Origin of the sequence: Pseudomonas sp. R3-52-08, from assembly GCF_003851745.1 — a bacterium.
Lineage (GTDB): Bacteria > Pseudomonadota > Gammaproteobacteria > Pseudomonadales > Pseudomonadaceae > Aquipseudomonas.
In genome coordinates, this window is the sequence record NZ_CP027730.1 from 4452986 (window position 1) to 4470040 (window position 17055).

19 protein-coding genes are annotated in these 17055 nt (G+C 61.4%); 4 read left to right on the forward strand and 15 right to left on the reverse strand.

What is annotated here, in order from left to right; all coding sequences use genetic code 11:
* Positions 1 to 75 precede the first annotated feature (75 nt).
* On the forward strand, positions 76 to 1128 hold the full coding sequence (locus tag C4J91_RS20460; RefSeq protein ID WP_124365198.1) for an NAD(P)-dependent alcohol dehydrogenase: 1053 nt from the start codon (positions 76 to 78) through the stop codon (positions 1126 to 1128).
* Here C4J91_RS20460 and C4J91_RS20465 read toward each other — a convergent pair whose 3' ends face one another.
* The 6 genes from C4J91_RS20465 to C4J91_RS20490 all read right to left on the reverse strand — a co-directional run bounded on the left by C4J91_RS20465 (position 1129) and on the right by C4J91_RS20490 (position 7064).
* Positions 1129 to 1932: an IclR family transcriptional regulator gene (locus tag C4J91_RS20465; RefSeq protein WP_124363989.1), complete on the reverse strand. Its 804-nt coding sequence runs from the start codon at positions 1930 to 1932 to the stop codon at positions 1129 to 1131.
* A 186-nt stretch (positions 1933 to 2118) separates the two neighbouring features.
* A complete protein-coding gene (gene araH / locus C4J91_RS20470; protein WP_124363990.1) occupies positions 2119 to 3084 on the reverse strand; it encodes an L-arabinose ABC transporter permease AraH in 966 nt (321 codons plus the stop codon).
* 19 nt (positions 3085 to 3103) lie between these two features.
* Positions 3104 to 4603 (reverse strand): L-arabinose ABC transporter ATP-binding protein AraG, encoded by a 1500-nt coding sequence (gene araG / locus C4J91_RS20475; RefSeq protein ID WP_124363991.1) that lies wholly within the window; start codon positions 4601 to 4603, stop codon positions 3104 to 3106.
* Positions 4600 to 5580, reverse strand: a complete 981-nt coding sequence (locus C4J91_RS20480) for a substrate-binding domain-containing protein (RefSeq protein ID WP_124363992.1) — start codon at positions 5578 to 5580, stop codon at positions 4600 to 4602. Before C4J91_RS20480 ends, araG begins: the two co-directional genes overlap by 4 nt.
* Before the next feature lie 32 nt (positions 5581 to 5612).
* The gene (locus C4J91_RS20485) at positions 5613 to 6434 is read right to left on the reverse strand and encodes an SDR family oxidoreductase (protein ID WP_124363993.1); all 822 of its coding nucleotides are present in this window, start codon (positions 6432 to 6434) and stop codon (positions 5613 to 5615) included.
* A gap of 150 nt (positions 6435 to 6584) precedes the next feature.
* On the reverse strand, positions 6585 to 7064 hold the full coding sequence (locus C4J91_RS20490) for a GNAT family N-acetyltransferase (RefSeq protein ID WP_034128422.1): 480 nt from the start codon (positions 7062 to 7064) through the stop codon (positions 6585 to 6587).
* Positions 7065 to 7255: 191 nt separating this feature from the next.
* On the opposite strand from C4J91_RS20490, the gene C4J91_RS20495 reads away from it, so the two are divergent.
* Genes C4J91_RS20495 through C4J91_RS20505 form a run of 3 tightly spaced genes read left to right on the forward strand, consistent with a single transcriptional unit; the run spans position 7256 to position 8350 of the window.
* A complete protein-coding gene (locus tag C4J91_RS20495; RefSeq protein WP_124363994.1) occupies positions 7256 to 7606 on the forward strand; it encodes a hypothetical protein in 351 nt (116 codons plus the stop codon).
* A gap of 51 nt (positions 7607 to 7657) precedes the next feature.
* A complete protein-coding gene (locus tag C4J91_RS20500) occupies positions 7658 to 7924 on the forward strand; it encodes a hypothetical protein (protein ID WP_124363995.1) in 267 nt (88 codons plus the stop codon).
* Between the two features lie 48 nt (positions 7925 to 7972).
* A complete protein-coding gene (locus tag C4J91_RS20505; protein ID WP_124363996.1) occupies positions 7973 to 8350 on the forward strand; it encodes a Rho termination factor N-terminal domain-containing protein in 378 nt (125 codons plus the stop codon).
* 117 nt (positions 8351 to 8467) lie between these two features.
* Here C4J91_RS20505 and C4J91_RS20510 read toward each other — a convergent pair whose 3' ends face one another.
* The 9 genes from C4J91_RS20510 to C4J91_RS20550 form a co-directional block, all read right to left on the reverse strand.
* The gene (locus tag C4J91_RS20510) at positions 8468 to 9385 is read right to left on the reverse strand and encodes a PfkB family carbohydrate kinase (protein ID WP_124363997.1); all 918 of its coding nucleotides are present in this window, start codon (positions 9383 to 9385) and stop codon (positions 8468 to 8470) included.
* Positions 9378 to 10844 (reverse strand): cytosine permease, encoded by a 1467-nt coding sequence (locus C4J91_RS20515; protein WP_124363998.1) that lies wholly within the window; start codon positions 10842 to 10844, stop codon positions 9378 to 9380. The genes C4J91_RS20510 and C4J91_RS20515 overlap by 8 nt, the downstream gene beginning before the upstream one ends.
* A gap of 51 nt (positions 10845 to 10895) precedes the next feature.
* Complete coding sequence (locus tag C4J91_RS20520; protein ID WP_124363999.1) at positions 10896 to 11897, reverse strand: ADP-ribosylglycohydrolase family protein; 1002 nt, start codon at positions 11895 to 11897, stop codon at positions 10896 to 10898.
* Entirely contained in the window at positions 11894 to 12607 is a 714-nt protein-coding gene (locus C4J91_RS20525) for a GntR family transcriptional regulator (protein WP_124364000.1), read from the reverse strand. The genes C4J91_RS20520 and C4J91_RS20525 overlap by 4 nt, the downstream gene beginning before the upstream one ends.
* Before the next feature lie 70 nt (positions 12608 to 12677).
* Entirely contained in the window at positions 12678 to 13238 is a 561-nt protein-coding gene (locus tag C4J91_RS20530) for a DUF1285 domain-containing protein (protein ID WP_124364001.1), read from the reverse strand.
* Positions 13239 to 13254: 16 nt separating this feature from the next.
* Complete coding sequence (locus C4J91_RS20535) at positions 13255 to 13860, reverse strand: DUF4823 domain-containing protein (protein ID WP_124364002.1); 606 nt, start codon at positions 13858 to 13860, stop codon at positions 13255 to 13257.
* A 171-nt stretch (positions 13861 to 14031) separates the two neighbouring features.
* The gene (locus C4J91_RS20540) at positions 14032 to 15000 is read right to left on the reverse strand and encodes a GTP 3',8-cyclase MoaA (RefSeq protein ID WP_124364003.1); all 969 of its coding nucleotides are present in this window, start codon (positions 14998 to 15000) and stop codon (positions 14032 to 14034) included.
* Positions 15001 to 15139: 139 nt separating this feature from the next.
* The gene (locus tag C4J91_RS20545; RefSeq protein ID WP_124364004.1) at positions 15140 to 15805 is read right to left on the reverse strand and encodes a TetR/AcrR family transcriptional regulator; all 666 of its coding nucleotides are present in this window, start codon (positions 15803 to 15805) and stop codon (positions 15140 to 15142) included.
* 445 nt (positions 15806 to 16250) lie between these two features.
* A complete protein-coding gene (locus C4J91_RS20550) occupies positions 16251 to 17036 on the reverse strand; it encodes a TatD family hydrolase (protein WP_124364005.1) in 786 nt (261 codons plus the stop codon).
* Positions 17037 to 17055: the final 19 nt, after the last annotated feature.

The following is a 17055-nucleotide window of genomic DNA, read 5'->3' on the forward strand; positions in this document are numbered from 1 at the left end:
ATCACCATGGCCGCATCCGAGGGTGGCGCGGAGAATGGCCCGCCTCACTTGTCACTGCTTTTGCGAGGTTTCTCTATGTACACCGCCATCGGTTACGCCGCCCAGTCGGCCACCACTCCCCTCGCCCCCGTGTCGTTCGAACGCCGCAGCCCACGTGCCGATGACGTGGCTATCGAGATTCTCTACTGCGGCGTGTGCCACTCCGATATCCACCAGGCGCGCAACGAATGGGGCATTGCCGTTTACCCGCTGATGCCCGGCCACGAGATCGTCGGCAAAGTCACCGCTGTCGGTGCCAGCGTTACCGCGCACAAGGTCGGTGACCTGGTCGGCGTGGGTTGCATGGTCGACTCCTGCCGCCACTGTGAAGCCTGCCAATCGGACCTCGAGCAATACTGCCTCGAAGGCCCGACCATGACCTACGCCACCCCGGACCGCGTGGACGGCAGCAACACCATGGGCGGATACTCCGACAGCATCGTGGTCAGCGAGCACTTCGTGGTGAAGATCCCGGCCAAGCTCGACCTGGCCAGCGCTGCGCCGATTCTCTGCGCGGGCATCACCACGTACTCGCCGCTCAAGCACTACGGCGTCAAGGCCGGCGATAAGGTCGGGATCCTCGGCATGGGCGGTTTGGGCCATATGGGCATCAAGTTCGCCAAGGCCATGGGCGCCGAAGTGACGCTGTTCACACGTTCGGCGAGCAAAGCCGAAGAAGGCCGTCGCCAGGGCGCCGACCATGTGATCGTGTCCACCGATGCCGAGCAGATGAAAGCCGCCGCCGGGCATTTCGACTTCCTGCTCGACACCATCCCGGTGCAGCACGACCTGAACCCCTACCTCGATGTGCTGCGCTTTGACGGCGTGCATATCCTGGTCGGCTTGATCGAGCCGGTGGACCCGCCCGTCAATGCCGCCAAACTGGTGTTGGGCCGCAAAGTGCTGGCCGGCTCGCTGATCGGTGGCATTGCCGAAACCCAGGAAGTTCTGGATTTCTGCGCCGAGCATGGGATCACCTGCGACATCGAGATGCTCGACATCCGCCAGATCAACGAGGCTTACACGCGGATGATCGCCGGTGATGTGAAGTACCGCTTCGTCATCGACATGGCGACCCTGAAGGCCTGATCAGGCCTTCGCGCCCAGTTCCGCCGAGAGCCGAGCCGCGATCTGTTTGATCACAGGGATCAGCTCGGCCATTTTCTCCAGCGGCATGTAGGGCACGGTACTGGCGATGCTGATGCCGGCGACGATTCGCCGGCTGGCATCGCGCACCGGTGCGGCGACGCAACGGATCGACGGTTCGTTGTCTTCCAGATCGAACGCATAACCGCCCACCACGTATTCATGCATGCGCTGCTCGAACTGCGCCCAAGATTGCTCGGGGTGCTGCGGCCACTGCAGGTTCTTGCCCCCCGCTGGCAGGCTGACGTGGTACAGCCGCCGCCACTCTTCCACGCCGTCATCGAGCATCAACGCTTTGCCTATGCCGGTGCGCGCCAGCGGCATGCGATGACCCACCCGCGAGCGCATTTCCGGTCCGTTACGACCGGGGTTCTTGTGCAGGTAGAGCACCTCGTCGTATTCGCGAATCGCCAGGTGGATGGTGTCGCCGGTGAGGGCTGACAACTCGTCCAGGTAAGGCACCGCCAGGTTGACCAAGGGCAGTTCTTCGCGGGCCTGGAAGCCCAACTCGATCAGCTTCGGCCCCAGCAGGTAACCGACTTGCGGCACCACGCGCAGGTAACGCTCCTCCACCAGGCAACTGGCCAAGCGGTGCGTGGTGCTGCGGGTGGTGCCGATGCGCCGGGCGATCTCCTTGAGATCCCGCGCGCCCGCCGCCACCGCTTGCACCACGCCCAGTCCGCGCAGCAGGGTCTGGGTGCCGGTGGGGGCAGTGTCTTTGACGGGGGTGTGGGGGTTTTCCAGCATATCGGGCCTATTGGGAAGTACGAAAACGGCGCCATTATGGCAAAAGCTGCCTCTGGATACAGAGGAGATCAAATGTGGGAGGGGGCTTGCCCCCGATGGCGGTCTGTCAGTAACAGATGGGCAAACTGGCACACCGCTATCGGGGGCAAGCCCCCTCCCACATTTTGATCTTCATATGGCAAGGATCTAGCGTTGCTTCATGCGGTCGATGATCACCGCCAGCAACAGGATCGAACCCCGAATCACGTACTGGTAAAACGTGTCGATGTTTTTCAGGTTCATCGCGTTCTCGATGATCGCCAGAATCAACACCCCGGCAATCACATGGCGGATCATGCCAATACCGCCGCTCAGCGACACCCCGCCCAGCACGCACGCCGATATCACCGTCAGCTCGAAACCCTGGCCGATCATCGGCTGGCCCGAGGTCATGCGCGAGGCCAGGATCACCCCGGCCAGTGCGCCGATCAGACCGTGCACGGCAAAAATGATGATCTTGGTACGGTCAACGTTGACCCCAGCCAGCAGCGCCGCTTCCTGGTTGCCGCCAATCGCCATGGTGTTGCGCCCATAGGTGGTGTAGTTGAGCAGCCAGCCAAAGAACACAAAGCACAACACGGTAATGATGATCGGCACCGGCACGCCCATCAGTTGGCCGTTGCCGAACACAAAAAAGCGCTCGTCCATCACCCCCACCGCCTTGCCGTTGGAGAAGATGTAGGCCAGGCCGCGCACAATCTGCATGGTTGCCAGGGTGGTGATCAGCGCGTTGATGCGCAGCTTGGCGATGACAATGCCGTTGATCAGCCCCACCAGCAGGCCCATGGCCAAGGCCGCCGACACGCCAAGCACTACGCTGTCGGTATCTCGAATCACGATCCCCGCCACCACGCCGGCGCAGGCGATCACCGAGCCCACCGACAAGTCGAAGTGCCCCGAGGCCAGGCAGAACAGCATGGTGCACGCGGCGATACCCACGGTTGAAATCGCCAGGCCCAGCCCGCGCATGTTCAGCGGCGACAGGAAGTTGTCGATAAACAGCGCGCTGAGCACAAAGATGCCCAGCGCCGCCAATAGCATTACCCAGTCATCCAGGAATTTGCGCTGGTTGAAACCCGGCCAGAAGCCTTTTGCAGTTTTTACCTCAGACATACCCGTACCCTCGAATTCTTCAAGCCCGCGTACGCGGGAGTGCCAGTTGCAACAGCCGTGCTTCATCCGCCTGTTCGCGGGGTAGCTCGCCGGTGAGGGTGCCTTCGCTCATCACCAGGATGCGGTCGGAGATGCCCATGACTTCCATCAGGTCGCTGGACACCACGATCACCGCAATGCCCTGCGCCGCGAGGTTGTGAATGATCTGATAGATCTCCGACTTGGCGCCGATGTCGATACCGCGCGTGGGCTCGTCCAGCAGCAGCACTTTCATCGGCATCGACAACCAGCGGCCGAGAATGGCCTTTTGTTGGTTGCCGCCGGACAGGTACATGATCTTCTGCTCGGCGTTCGGCGTTTTCACCCTGAGCGCCTTGATCTGCGTGTCGGCGTTGCCCTTCTCCCAGTGATCGCGCAACAGCCAGCCAAATGCCGCATGGGCGCCACGCGCACTGATGTTGATGTTCTCGGCGACACTGGCCAGCGGAATGATGCCCTCCTTTTTGCGGTCCTCAGGGCACAGCAGTACACCACCGGCGATGGCATCGCGCGGGGAGCGCAGGCGCAGGTTTTCTCCGCAGAGTTCCAGCTGCCCCGCCGTCTTGCGTTCAAGGCCGCTGAGCAGGCGCAGCAGCTCGGTACGCCCTGCGCCGACCAAGCCAAACAGGCCGAGAATCTCGCCCTTGTGCACCTGGAAACTCACCGGTTCACGCAAGCCCGGCCCGAGCAGGCCGTCGACCTTGAGCGCAACGTCGCCCTGCTCCCGTGGCCGGTAGTCGTAGATGTCCTGGATATCGCGGCCGACCATGCAGGTCACCAACTGGTCGTGGGTCAATGTGCCCATGTCGTCGAAGGTGCGCACAAAGCGGCCATCCTTGAATACCGTCACCGCGTCGCAGATGCGGAACACTTCTTCCATGCGATGCGACACGTACAGCACCACTTTACCTTCATCGCGCAGGCGCGTGATGATCGCCATCAACCGATCGATTTCGCGGGCAGACAAACTGCTGGTCGGCTCGTCGAAGGCGATCACATGGGCGCCACGGGACAGCGCCTTGGCGATTTCCACCAGTTGGCGCTGGCCCAGGGACAGGCGACCCAGCTTCTCCTGGGGGTCGATTTCATCGGCCAGGCCCTTGAGACACGCCAGCGCCTGCTGGCGCAGCAAACCACCGTTGACCACACCAAAGCGCGACGGCATATGCCCGAGGAAGAGGTTTTCGGCCACGGTCATTTCCGGCACCAGGTGCAGCTCCTGGTGGATCACCGCGACGCCGCTGGCAATGCTGTCGGCGGCGCTCTTGAACGCCATGGTCTGCTCGCCGATCTGCAGCGTGCCACTGCTGGGGATATAGGCGCCGCCGAGGATCTTCAGCAGCGTCGACTTGCCCGCGCCGTTCTCGCCCATCAGCGCATGCACCGAGTGCGGCCGCGCTTCAAAGCTGATCTGCGCCAGGGCTTTCACACCGGGAAAATCCCTGCCGATGCCGTTGAAACGCAAGGCCGCGCCGGTCATTTCCAGAGGCCGATTTTGGTCAGTTCTTCCTGGAAGTTGGCGCGGGTGATCAAGGTCACTTCGTCCATGGCCGTGTATTTAGCCGGCTCCTTGCCGGTGGTGACCCACTCGTACATCGCCAACGCGGTGTTGTAGCCCTCGATATGCGGGCTGGGCAGCATCGAACCGAAGAAGCCGCTGTCGGCTTTCTTCAATTCGCCGATGGCGTCGGTGCCATTGATGCCGATACCGATCACGTTGGCGGCCTTGAAGCCGGCGCTTTCGGTAGCGCGTACGCCGCCCAGCACGGTGTTGTCGTTCATGCCGCCGATGATCAGGTTTTTCGCGCCGCTGGGCAGCTTGACCAGCGCCGAGTTGGTGGCGTCCATGCTGCCTGGCACGTCGAGGGTTTTCAGCGCGGCGGTCAGGATATGGTCCTTGGGAATGCCGGCTTCTTCCAGGGATTTGATCGAGCCGTCGGTGCGTTTCTTGCCGGTGTCGAGTTCGTTGAAAGTGTTGATCACCGCATAGGTGTCCTTCCAGTCCCAACCACGTTTTTTCGCTTCGGCGGCCATGGCGGCGCCCTGCTTCTGGCCCACTTCGAAGGCGGCCATGCCCAGGTACGGCACGTCCTCCATGAAGTTGCCCTTGGCATCGACGAAGCGGTCGTCCACGGCCATTACTTTCAAGCCGTTGACCTTGGCCTTGGCGACGATGGCCGGGCCCAGGGACACGTCCGGCGGGCAGATCACAAAGCCTTTAGCGCCGTTGGCGGCCAGGCTGTCGATGGCCGAAAGGGTTTTTTCACCGTCCGGCACGGCGATCTTGATCACGGTAAAGCCGTGTTCCTTGCCGGCTTTTTCGGCGAAGGCCCATTCAGTCTGGAACCAGGGTTCTTCGGCCTGTTTGACCAAAAAACCGATCTTCACTTCCTCAGCGGATACGAACCCACTGAACGCCATCGCAAGCGCCACAGCGCCGAGTGTTTTCTTGAACATGGACCACCTCATTGTTGTTATTGGAAAACGCTTTAGTCGTGGTACATCACCGACCGCCCGCCATCAATCATCAGGCAGGTGGCATTGATAAAGGGCGCCTCGTCGGTCGCCAGAAACAGCGCGGTCATCGCCACCTCGATGGGCTGGCCGATGCGCTTGGGCGGGTGCAGGTCGAACGCACGCTGACGCTCCGCAGAGGGGTCAGGGAACCCGTTCCAGTAGTCGACGTTGAGCTGGGTTTCGATATAGCCCGGCGCAATGGCATTCACGCGAATACCCTTGGGCGCGTATTCGATGCCAAGGGCGCGGGTAAGGCCGAGCAGGCCGTGCTTGGCGACAGGGTAGGGAAAGCAGCCGGGAATGATGTGGCTGGAATGGGTGGAAGCAATATTGATGATGTTGCCGATGCCCTGCTCGATCATGTGCGGCAGCACCGCGCGGCAACCGTACCAGGCGCCGTCAAGGTCAATGGCAAAGCAGCGGCGCCAGTCTTCGTCGGTCATTTCCAGCGGGTCGCGAAACACATTGACCCCGGCGCAGTTGACCAGCACGTCTACGCGGCCGAAGCGCTCGATGGCCACAGTGACCAGCGTCTGCCATTGCTCTTTGGAGGTGATATCGACGGCCTGCGCGACAATCTCGGCGCCACGCTCGCGCCAATGGGCCGCGACTTTTTCGATTTTGTCCGCCTGGATATCCGCGATCACCAACCGCGCCTGCTGCGCCTGGAAGCAGGCGACGATTGCCTCGCCAATGCCTTGTGCGGCGCCGGTGATGATCACCACCTTGTGCTTGAGGCGCTCGCCGTAAGTCGGCTCGGGCACGGCGGGTAAGGACAACGGTTGTGCCTGCATCGCTTCACCTGTTTTATTTTTGGCAGTGAGTGCTGATGCAGGCGACTATAAACCCAGACCTTGAAATATCTCAATATATAAATTTACGTCCCACAATGTGAGTAAACACATTAAAAAGCCGGCCATGAATGGCCGGCTCCGGGGCGCCTGTCAGCCTTGGGCGAAATCCCTTAGCGCATCGCCTTCCATGCGATAGCGCACCCATTCTTCCTGGGGCTGCGCGCCAATGGATTTGTAGAAGGCAATCGCCGGCTCGTTCCAGTCCAGCACGCTCCATTCGAAGCGGCCACAGCCGTTGTCGCAGGCGATCTTGGCGAGGTGGCGCAGCAACTTCTTGCCCGCCCCGCCGCCACGTTGTTCGGGGTTGATATAAAGGTCTTCCAGGTACAGACAGTTGCTGCCCAGCCAAGTGGAATAACTGAAAAAGAACACCGCAAAGCCAATCGGCAAGCCGTCGCGCAAGCAGATCAGGCCGTGGGCGGTGGCGCCCTCACTGAACAGGCTGCGCTCTATATCCACCACGCTGGCGATCACTTCGTGCCGGGCTTTTTCATACTCGGCCAGTTCCGTGATGAAGGTCAGAATCTGCGCAGCATCGCTGGGTACGGCGGGGCGAATCTCGATGGTCATGGGTGCGCCTTGGGCAAGTTCAAAGCCCACATACTAAGACGCTTTGATGACCGATTGCAGCGCATTTTCCATGTAGTGGTTACACAAAATCTTACAGGTCACGCAAGACCGTTCGTCGCCATCAAGGCACAAACCGCAATTGGGGGCTGACCAATACAGGGTAAGGACATCAATCATATGGAGACACCCTCATGAAAAATTCCAAATTGGCTGCCCTCGCTCTCACCGGCCTGTTGTCTGCAGCGTCGCTGAGCGCTATTGCCGCGACTTCGTCCACCGGCACGACGGACCCGGTCGGTTCCCCACCAAGCCCTGCCACCCAGGAATCCCAGGATTCCATGGGCACAGGCCTGGACACCAATGGCGGCGCGATCATCGACAACACCAACGGCGCCGACCCTCGCACCCAGGGTCACGATACCCAGCGCCAGGCACCTGCCGCCGTCGGTAACGGCAAAATGGGCCCTTCGGTCAACGAGCCGAAGATCAATAAAGGCGACGACTCGAATCTGCCGGGCGCACCGAAGCAACCAGCGCCTTGATGCATCCCTGGCACGATCAACACCCGATCATTTCCCAGTGAAGAGGTACACATGAACGTCGATACAAACCTTGAAAAAGAAGTCCTCACCCGCCTGCTGCATGCCCACCCGCAAGGCTTGGGCAAGGAGGTGCTGGACAACTACCGCGGCGAAAAAGAAGTCGCCAGTGTCTTGGCGCACTTGCAGGACCGCGGGCTGATCAGGGATGGGCATGTGACCACCGACGACGCCGGTGAATATTCGTTTAACCTGCCGATCAAGTTGACCGCGTCGGGTGTAGAAGAAGCGCGCAAGCTCGAAGAACCATCCGTTCAGTGATTCATTTCTGGTCTGGCCCCGCAGCTGGGGCCAGAAGGAGTTTTAGCGATGCCTCGTGGAAGCAAAGCCAAATACACCACCGAACAGAAACGCAAGGCCGCTCATATTGAAGACAGTTATGAGCACAAGGGACTGTCCAAGGAAGAAGCCGAAGCCCGTGCCTGGGCCACCGTCAACAAGCAGTCTGGCGGCGGCGAAAAGGCTGGATCCGGCAAACGCAAAGCACCGGCGAAGAAGGCCGAGGATCGCCAGGATTCGGCGAAGCGCGCAGCAGCCAGTCGCGAGGGACAGCCTCGCAGCAGTCGCGCCTCGCTGGGGACGCAAACCAAGGAAAGCCTGATGAAAGAAGCGCGGGCCAAGGATATTCCCGGGCGTTCGACCATGCGTAAGGATGAGTTGATCGAAGCGCTACGCAAGGCCGGTTGAAAAACACCGAACAAATGTGGGAGGGGGCTTGCTCCCGATAGCGGTGTGTCAGCCAGTTCATCTATAACTGACCCACTGCAATCGGGAGCAAGCCCCCTCCCACATTTTGATGTGTGTTTATTCAGAAACTAATGCGTCGACTTCGGCGGTGCCAGGGGAAGTCGCCGGCCCCCAGCGCGTTACCGCCAGCGCCGCCGCTGCATTCGCTCGGCGCGCCGCCTCAACCGGTTTCAAGCCCTTTGCCAACCCGGCAATGAACACCCCCGCATGCGCATCCCCCGCGCCATTGCTGTCCACCGCCTGCACCTTGAAACCCGGCACATGATTGATGTTACCCACCTGCCCGACCCAGCACCCATTCGGCCCATCGCGCACCACCAACAGCGTCTCAGCCGGCAGGTGTCGTCTCAACTCGGTCAACGCGGCGTCGATATCCATGGCCCCGGTGAATGCCAGGGCTTCAGGGCCGTTGCTGGTCCAGATATCGATACGCGGCAACAACGCGCGCATCAAGGCCGAGTCCGGCGCCTTGACCAGCGGGCCCGGATCGAACACCACCATCACCTTGCGCGACAGCGCCAGCAACCAGTCGATCAGTGGCTGCGCCTTGCCTTCAAGCAGCAGGCTGTAACCACTGACATACACGTAATCGTCGGCACGCGGGACGATGCCGGCGAGGTCTTCGGCACTGAGTTCACCCTCAGCACCCAGATGGGAAATGAACGTGCGCTCGGTGGTGGCTTCGGTCAGGGCCACACACAGACCCGTGTCCTTGCCGCCGCTCGCCGGCAGTGCCATCTCGATCCCTTCGGCCTGCATCGCAGCGCGGGCCAGGTCACCAAACCGACCGCTGCCGTGCCGCCCCAGGTAAACCACCGGCAGACCATTGCGCCGCGCCGCAGCCATGACGTTAAAGCCGCCACCGGCTTCGAAACGGGCAGAGCTGGCCAGCACGTCGCCACCGCTCGCCGGTAACCTATCCAGGGCCATGACCAGGTCGACGATGACCTGCCCGGTGTGCAGCAATCTAGACATTAGGGCTCTCAACTAACGCCGCACGTCGATCGGCCGCGCCGCCCAATACCGCGTACACCCCGCCGGCTACCAGGAAGGTGACGACCCAGCCGAGGCCGTTATGGCCGAGCCAGGAGTCGGACAGCGGCCCGGCAAACCAGATGTTGTCCGCAGTGATGCCGATGGTGGTGAAGCTGAACCCCAGCACGATGGCCAATGCCCACGCGCCAAACGCGCGCCACTCCACACCGCCGCGATACCAGTAGGCGCTGCTCGGGCTCACATTCAGCAAATCCGTGGGGCTGTAGTAGTGACGGTGAATCAGGTCGACCACGAAAATCCCCACCCAGGCGGTGATCGGTACCGCCAGCAACGAGATGAAGGTAATGAACGGGCCGTAGAAGCTGTCGGCGATCAGCATGAAATAAATGGAGCCGGCAAAAATCGCCACGATGTCGACGATCACCGCATGCACACGCTTGACCTTCAAGCCCAGGGTCAGGGTGGTGAGGCCGGCGGAATACACCGACAGGTTGTTCGACAACAGCAGCCCGCCGAACGCGGTGATCAAGTAAGGCACCGCCATCCAGGTCGGCAGCATGTCGCGGATCGCAATGATCGGGTCCGTGGCCGAGGCCAGGTCGTTGTTACCCACCGACAGCAGGCCACCCAGGGTGATCAGCAACACCAGCGGAATGCCCGCGCCGAACGCGGCGGAGGCCACCAGGCGCACCGCCTTGACGCTGCGATGCTGGTAACGGGACATATCGGCACCGGCGTTGGCCCAACCGATACCGGTGCCGGCCGCCATGGTGCCGACGCCGATGATCATGGCGCTCAGCGGCGCTGGGGTGGCGTTGAACACCGCGTTCCAATCGATGGTGGCGCAGAGGAAGCCGCCCACCAGGATATTCAGGGCGCCGAACACGTAGGTCGCCCATTTCTGGATCACCAGCAAGGTGGCATGGCCCAGGCCGGAAACGGCCAGGGTCAGCAGCACGAAGAGGCCGATGAAGATCAGGGTCAGCAACGGCGCGCTTTTCGCTTCTACCGGGGAACCGAACAGGATCGAGCACAGCGACAGCAACACAAAGGCGGCCGTGGTGGTGTTGACCGTTTCCCAGCCCAGGCGCGACATCAGCGACACCAGGGTCGGCCCGATATTGCCGCGTACGCCGAAGATGGCGCGGGACAAGGTCAGGCTGGGCGCGCGGCCACGGCGACCGGCGATGGAGATGATGCCCACCACTGCAAAAGAACCGGCAGCGCCGAGGACCGCGACGATGATCGCCTGCCAGATGGCCAGGCCACGAAACGCCACCAGTGTGGCGCCGAGCGGCAAACCGAGAATGCTGATATTGGCCGCGAACCATACCCAGAACAGCTGCAGCGGATGCCCGTTGCACTCGCCTTCCGGGACCGGTTCGATGCCGCGCGTTTCCAATTGCCCGGCGCCTTGGCCGGAAGAAGGGCTGCTCATGTGGGGGCTCCTGATGCTTTATTGTTGTGGTTGTGGCAACGCGTCAATGACTCAACGCAACGCGAGCAGGCTTTGCACCAGCGGTTGCAGGTCCAGGCCATTCACGCGTTTGACCTGCTCGACCAGCGCTTGCGGCCAGCACTGCATGCCCAGACAAGCACCGAGCATGGCGCCGAGGATCGCGGCGATGGTGTCGGTGTCGCCCCCCAGGCTCGCGGCCAGGCACAGCGCCTCGAAGGCGTTCATGTCTCCCGACGCGACTTGCTGCGCGAGGGCGAACGACACCACCACCGATTCCTGGGACGCGACGGAGGTGCCGATCAATTCATAGAGCAAGTCGGCAAACAGCGCGTTGTCGCCGCTGCCGACGCTCAGGGTGCGGGCCCAACTGATGCGGGTGGCGATGCGTCCGCCGGCTATCCAGTGGCCGTGGTGTTCGGCCTGTTGCGCAACCTGTGTGCCGATGTTGAGCGCTTCCCCTAGGTCGACGCCGTTGATGCCGGCCGAGACCACCGCCGCGACTGCTGCCGCGCTGGCAATGCCCAGGCTGGTGTTATGGGTGACCTGGCAGGCCTGGATCACCGCCTGGATAAACCGGGCCGGGTCACTGACATCGGCGGCGATGCCGACCGGCGTGATGCGCATGGCCGCGCCATTGGTGGTGCCGTAGCGCCCGGATTCTTCCGGAGTGTGCCCGGCGAGAATCATGTCGATCGCACGCTTGGTGGACGGCCCGAGCAAATCCTGGGAGCCCTTGGCGCGCATGGCCGCTTCCCAGTCGATCAGGCGTCGGGCGAGCACGCTGGGTTCGATGGTGCCGTGGCCTTCCACCAACAACTCACCGACCAGGATCGCCTGTTCGGTGTCATCGGTGATGGAACCGGCGGGCATGTTCGGCGCGATGGGCTGATCGGGGCCAGCGTCTTGCAGGGCGGTGATCGCACCGAAACGCTGCCGGACTTGCTCACGGCTCAAGGATTGGGTGGGCATGCCCAGCGCATCGCCCAGGGCCAGGCCATAGAAAGCGCCAAGCGCGCGAATGTCAGCAGTCATTTGGAAGCCCCGAATTGCAGGTGCAAACGAAAGTGCAGCGGGTCGAGCAAGCTTTCAACATGCTCCATGAAACGCTCACGACGGTCATAGGTTGTGCGCGAGGCCTTGAGAAATACCGTGCCGGCCGGATGTCCGAGCAACAGTGCGTCGTCATCGCTCAGGGCCTCGGCGCCGAGCCATTGGTCGCCTGCGGCGCCTACATAGCCATAGGCCGCCAGGGTGATGGTCAGGGAATTGTCGATCAGGCCGATGCGGGGCAGGCTTTCCAGGTCTCCGGTGGCAGGCATCAGCGAGCGTTCCAGCGACACCGCCGTACCGTCGGCCGTGCGTCGCAGGCGGTCGAGGGCAATGAAGTGTTCGCTGCCGAAACGGCTGGCCAACTCCGGGCGCGTCACCGCTTCGAAGCGCAACACCTCGGTGCTCACCTGCGCGCCGGTGTCCGCCAGGGCCTGGGCCCAACCGTGGCGTTGGTCGAGCCCCATGCCGTCAAACGTGACGATAGAGCCAACACCGCTTTGGGTGGCGATGTAGTTGCGGCGCTTGAGCTCAGCCAGCGCTTCGCGCAGCGTGCCACGACTGACCGCAAACTCTTCGGCCAGTTGATGCTCACCGGGCAACAGGAAACCGTCGGCGATCACCCCACCCTCGATACGGCGGATGAGTTCGTCAACGACGCGTTTTTTCTTATCGAATCGAACATGTCTAATCATGTACAAATTGATACCCGAAAGCCGACCTTCCCAGCAAGCGAATTATTGCAGGACAGTCAGAAAACCGGCCTCAGGGCTCCAGGCCAATCGGGTAAAACTCCCCGCTGCTCCATACGCCAAGCCAGTTTTGACCATTGATCGGACGGCTCACGGCCAGCTCGACCAATTGGTAAAACGCGTTGCGGTGCACCAGGGCCTCGAGGTTGCTGCGCACCCGCAGGTAAGGCGCCGGCTCCTCGGTGAGCGGATCGATTACCACACGCAGCGGGTGTTCAGGGCCGGCGTCGATCTGTTCGTCGACATTGGTGGTAAACGTAAGCACCTGGCTTTCGCCCTGCCCTTGCACCTCAAGCGTGACGGCTACGAAGGGCGCGTCATCGACGCGGATGCCGACCTTCTCCACCGGCGTCACCAGGAAATAATCATCGCCATCGCGGCGGATGATGTTGGAGAACAACTTGACCATGGGTTTGCGCCCGATAGGCGTGCCCTGATAGAACCAGGTGCCGTCACGGGCGATGCGCATGTCGATATGGCCGCAGAAATCCGGGTTCCACAGATGCACCGGCGCCGGCCCTTTACCTTTGGGCAGTTGCGCCAACAGGTCGTTGGCCTTGGCGGTATCGGTCATGGGGGTCTCCTCAGGCTTACTGATCGCTCATGCCCAGCAAGCTTCGGGCGTACTGGGCCAGGGGCCGGGCGATCAGATCTTGTGGCGAGTTGTCGTGGAACGTCAGTAAACCGCCACGACTGCGAATACGTGCAGTATCAATCAAATACTGGGTACTGGTCTCGATCAACATGATCTGGATCACGCCGCTGTCCAGGCCAAGGCGGTCCAGCGCTTGCTGGTCGGTCCACTCATCGGCGTTGCCGATACGGTCGTCGGCTGCCGCAAAACGGCAATACAGCAAGTAGTGAGCCCCGGCCGCGCGCGCTTCGGCCATGGCCTGTTCAAGGCCTTCAGGCTGACGGGCGCGACGCACCATGGGGAAATATTCGACGAAGCCGTTGAACGCTTCTTCGGCGACCACGTTCGGTCGTGGATACGCGCTGCCGGGCGGCACGAAAGCGCCCTGGGCGATAAAGATAAAGGAGTCCGGCTGCACACGGACCGACGCGGTGCGGCGCGTATCGCTGTGATCGAGCAAGCCGGCGTCGCTCATCTGATAGCGGGTGCCTTCGGCCATATCGCTGACGGTCATGCAACCACTCAGCGCCAACGACGCCAGCAACAAAACCAGACTACGCATCCTATTCCTCCAGAAGCCGGTGACGGAAAACCGGCGAATGGGCGTGAGATGCAGAATCTGGGCCAGGGGAGCAACTGCAAGCTTTAAGCTGCAGGCTGCAGGCTTGTAGCTTGTAGCTTGTAGCTTGTAGCTTGTAGCTTGTAGCTTGTAGCTTATAACTTGCGCTCGACGTCAGCCGCCAATGATCTTCATCACCGTCGCGCCGCCCGAGAACGCTACTTCCTGCTTGTCGCCCAGGGCCTTCATCAACAGCCCTTGCAACGCCGGCAGTGCCTGGTGGCGCGGCTGGTCCAGCAGGTCGCCGACGTAGTGACGGTTGCTCGACGACAGGCAGCCGTGCAACCAGCCCGTGGAGGACAGACGCAAGCGCGAGCAGGTACGGCAGAACGGCACGCTTTCATTGGCGATCACGCCAAAGAAGCCCTTGCCCGGCACTTCATAGCGCACGGCCGTGGCGTCGACGGGCGCATTGGCTTGCAGGTATTCGTGGTGTTCGCCGATCAGGCTGAGCAATTGTTGCAGGCTGACGAATTGCTGCAGGAACGCGTTGGAGTCCTTCGCCAAGTGCCCCATGCGCATCAACTCGATAAAGCGCAGCTCGTAGCCCCGCTCCAGGCAGTAATCGAGCAAGGGCATCACCTGGTCCAGGTTCTGGCCACGCAGGGGCACCATATTGACCTTGATCTTGATCCCGGCCGCGCGGGCCTGGTCCATACCGTCGAGCACGGTGGCCAGGTCGCCACCACGGGCGATACTGCGGAAAGCGTCGGCATTCAGGGTGTCGAGGGAAACGTTGATGCGCCGGATGCCCGCGTCCACCAACAGTGGCAGCTTGCGCGCCAGCAACTGGCCATTGGTAGTCAGGCTAATATCGCTGAGCCCCATCTGCCCCACGGCGCCCATGAAGGCTTCCAGCTTGGGACTTACCAGCGGCTCACCACCGGTAATGCGCAAGCGGTCGATACCGGCCGCTTCGATCAGATAAGCCACGCCTCGCGCCATGGCCTGGGCCGAGAGTTCGTCCTGGGCAGCCACCAGCCGCTTGCCGTTGGGCACGCAGTAGGTACATGCGTAATTGCAGGCGGAGGTCAGGCTGATTCGCAAATTGCGAAACCGCCTGCCTTGACGATCAACGATCATGAACCACTCCGGCAGAGGATATTTCGGGCGTGCTAGAAGCTGACTTATAAATCAGCTTTTAGCAAGATCCTTGCCTGAGTATATTCCTAGGGTACTGCGCCTGGCAGTAAATCATTGAGCCATCAGCGTGATGAATGACTCAGGCAGCGGGCGCTTCGCCAGCTTTTTCAGGGCCCGGTAACTCGGCGCTGTGCTTGCGCTTGTTGCCCATGCGCACGCCGATGTCCATCAGGAACTGAAAGAAGCCTTCCTGGTCTTCCAGCACATTGCTCCAGAACGGCGAGTGGTACAGCGCGACGGCGCCATGTACCAAGGCCCAGGCGGCGCAGTAGTGGAAGTACGGCGGCACGTCTTCGAGCTTGCCTTCACTGATACGGCCCTTGATCAGCAAGGTCAGGCGTTCGAAATTCGAGGCGCGGATCTTGTGCAGTTCCTCGACCATTTCCGGCACTTGATGGCCTTTGACGACCTTTTCTTCCAGGCGGTCAAACAGGCGGTAGCGCTGCGGGTCGCGCATGCGGAACTCGAAATAGGCTCGGGACAAGGCTTCTTTGTCCTTGTCGACATCGGCCGAATGCAGCAGCTCGTTCAAGTCGCGCTCGTAGTCGAGCATCAGGCGCAGGTAAATCTCGGCCTTGGACTTGAAGTGCTTGTAGATCGTGCCTTTGCCGATACCCACGGCATCCGCGATCATCTCGACGGTGACGCTGTCTTCGCCTTGTTCGAGGAACAATTTGAGTGCGGTGTCGAGAATTTCCTGCTCACGGCGGCGAAACTCACGGACCTTACGGGGTTCTTTATGCATGAGGAAGAGGTCTGCAAAGGTCGGAATAGGGAGGGTTTCGCGCGCCATGGATACGTGGCGATACGATTTACCCGATGCGAGGGATTATCCCGACTGAACGGTCGTTGGGCAACGCCTATGTGAACCCGTTATGCACTTTACTTTCAATACGCCAACGATTTTGGCGATATCAGTCAGAAACAATACGCGCCAATCAAACCTGAGCATCTGCTCAATGAGAACTCAAGCGAAGAGCGCGTATTCCAAATCTGTTTAAAAAACGACCAATCGACACTGGACTGAATCCGATAGTGATCAATACTTCAAGTGTCGGCGCGACATCTCCCCCAAGTGACGCGTCGGCCTGGGTACCGACGGACTGTGTGCCCTTGTTTTACTCCTAATGGTCTTAGCCCGGATTCACCCCCCAGAACCCGGGTTTTTTTTGCCTGGGATTTGAGCGCGATCAGCAGGCCACATGGGCCAGTGGAAACAAACGCCTGAAGTTCTCAGTGGTCTGCTCGGCGAAGCGCTCGTAGGACTCACCGCGCAGCATTGCCAGATAATCCGCCACGTCACGCACGTACTCGGGCAGGTTCGGCTTGCCGCGATGGGGGATCGGCGCCAGGTACGGCGAGTCGGTTTCCACCAGCAGCCGGTCAGCAGGCACCTGGCGGGCGACATCACGCAGCGCGTCGGCATTGCGAAAGGTAACGATACCCGACAGGGAAATATAGAAGCCCAGATCCAGAGCGGCCTTGGCCATCTCCCAATCCTCGGTAAAGCAATGCAATACACCCGCCTGGGGCAGCGCGGCTTCACGCAACAGCGCCAGGGTATCGGCGCGAGCCCCACGGGTGTGGACGATCACCGGTTTGCCGGTCTGTTGCGCGGCCTGCAGGTGCAGGCGGAACGAGGCCTGCTGCAGGTCGGCGGCTTCGGGTTCGTAGTGGTAATCCAGACCGGTTTCGCCAATGGCGACGACGCGCGGGTGATTGAGTTCGCCCAACAGCCAGTCCAGGGCCGGTGCTTCGCCGGGTTTGAGATCCAGCGGGTGGATACCCACCGAACAATCCACGTCGGCGTAGCGATCGGCGAGGGCTTTGACGTCGGCGGCGTTTTCGGCGCTGACGCCGATGCACAGGAAGTGCCCTACCCCGCGCTGGCGCGCAGCTTCAAGGGCGGCGTCAAGGGAGCCGCCGTGCTGAGCGAGGTCGAGTCGATCAAGGTGACAGTGGGAATCTACGAGCATGGGTCTCTACAACTTGAGT

What these genes read in the sequence shown, in the direction of transcription:
- C4J91_RS20520 (WP_124363999.1), bottom strand. Translation starts at nt 11,897, where the DNA reads ATGACTGCTGACATTCGCGCGCTTGGCGCTTTCTATGGCCTGGCCCTG.
- C4J91_RS20530 (WP_124364001.1), bottom strand. Translation starts at nt 13,238, where the DNA reads ATGACCGATACCGCCAAGGCCAACGACCTGTTGGCGCAACTGCCCAAA.
- C4J91_RS20460 (WP_124365198.1), top strand. Translation starts at nt 76, where the DNA reads ATGTACACCGCCATCGGTTACGCCGCCCAGTCGGCCACCACTCCCCTC.
- C4J91_RS20525 (WP_124364000.1), bottom strand. Translation starts at nt 12,607, where the DNA reads ATGATTAGACATGTTCGATTCGATAAGAAAAAACGCGTCGTTGACGAA.
- C4J91_RS20515 (WP_124363998.1), bottom strand. Translation starts at nt 10,844, where the DNA reads ATGAGCAGCCCTTCTTCCGGCCAAGGCGCCGGGCAATTGGAAACGCGC.
- araG (WP_124363991.1), bottom strand. Translation starts at nt 4,603, where the DNA reads ATGACCGGCGCGGCCTTGCGTTTCAACGGCATCGGCAGGGATTTTCCC.
- C4J91_RS20545 (WP_124364004.1), bottom strand. Translation starts at nt 15,805, where the DNA reads ATGCATAAAGAACCCCGTAAGGTCCGTGAGTTTCGCCGCCGTGAGCAG.
- C4J91_RS20485 (WP_124363993.1), bottom strand. Translation starts at nt 6,434, where the DNA reads ATGCAGGCACAACCGTTGTCCTTACCCGCCGTGCCCGAGCCGACTTAC.
- C4J91_RS20540 (WP_124364003.1), bottom strand. Translation starts at nt 15,000, where the DNA reads ATGATCGTTGATCGTCAAGGCAGGCGGTTTCGCAATTTGCGAATCAGC.
- C4J91_RS20480 (WP_124363992.1), bottom strand. Translation starts at nt 5,580, where the DNA reads ATGTTCAAGAAAACACTCGGCGCTGTGGCGCTTGCGATGGCGTTCAGT.
- C4J91_RS20505 (WP_124363996.1), top strand. Translation starts at nt 7,973, where the DNA reads ATGCCTCGTGGAAGCAAAGCCAAATACACCACCGAACAGAAACGCAAG.
- C4J91_RS20495 (WP_124363994.1), top strand. Translation starts at nt 7,256, where the DNA reads ATGAAAAATTCCAAATTGGCTGCCCTCGCTCTCACCGGCCTGTTGTCT.
- C4J91_RS20490 (WP_034128422.1), bottom strand. Translation starts at nt 7,064, where the DNA reads ATGACCATCGAGATTCGCCCCGCCGTACCCAGCGATGCTGCGCAGATT.
- C4J91_RS20535 (WP_124364002.1), bottom strand. Translation starts at nt 13,860, where the DNA reads ATGCGTAGTCTGGTTTTGTTGCTGGCGTCGTTGGCGCTGAGTGGTTGC.
- C4J91_RS20510 (WP_124363997.1), bottom strand. Translation starts at nt 9,385, where the DNA reads ATGTCTAGATTGCTGCACACCGGGCAGGTCATCGTCGACCTGGTCATG.
- araH (WP_124363990.1), bottom strand. Translation starts at nt 3,084, where the DNA reads ATGTCTGAGGTAAAAACTGCAAAAGGCTTCTGGCCGGGTTTCAACCAG.
- C4J91_RS20465 (WP_124363989.1), bottom strand. Translation starts at nt 1,932, where the DNA reads ATGCTGGAAAACCCCCACACCCCCGTCAAAGACACTGCCCCCACCGGC.
- C4J91_RS20500 (WP_124363995.1), top strand. Translation starts at nt 7,658, where the DNA reads ATGAACGTCGATACAAACCTTGAAAAAGAAGTCCTCACCCGCCTGCTG.
- C4J91_RS20550 (WP_124364005.1), bottom strand. Translation starts at nt 17,036, where the DNA reads ATGCTCGTAGATTCCCACTGTCACCTTGATCGACTCGACCTCGCTCAG.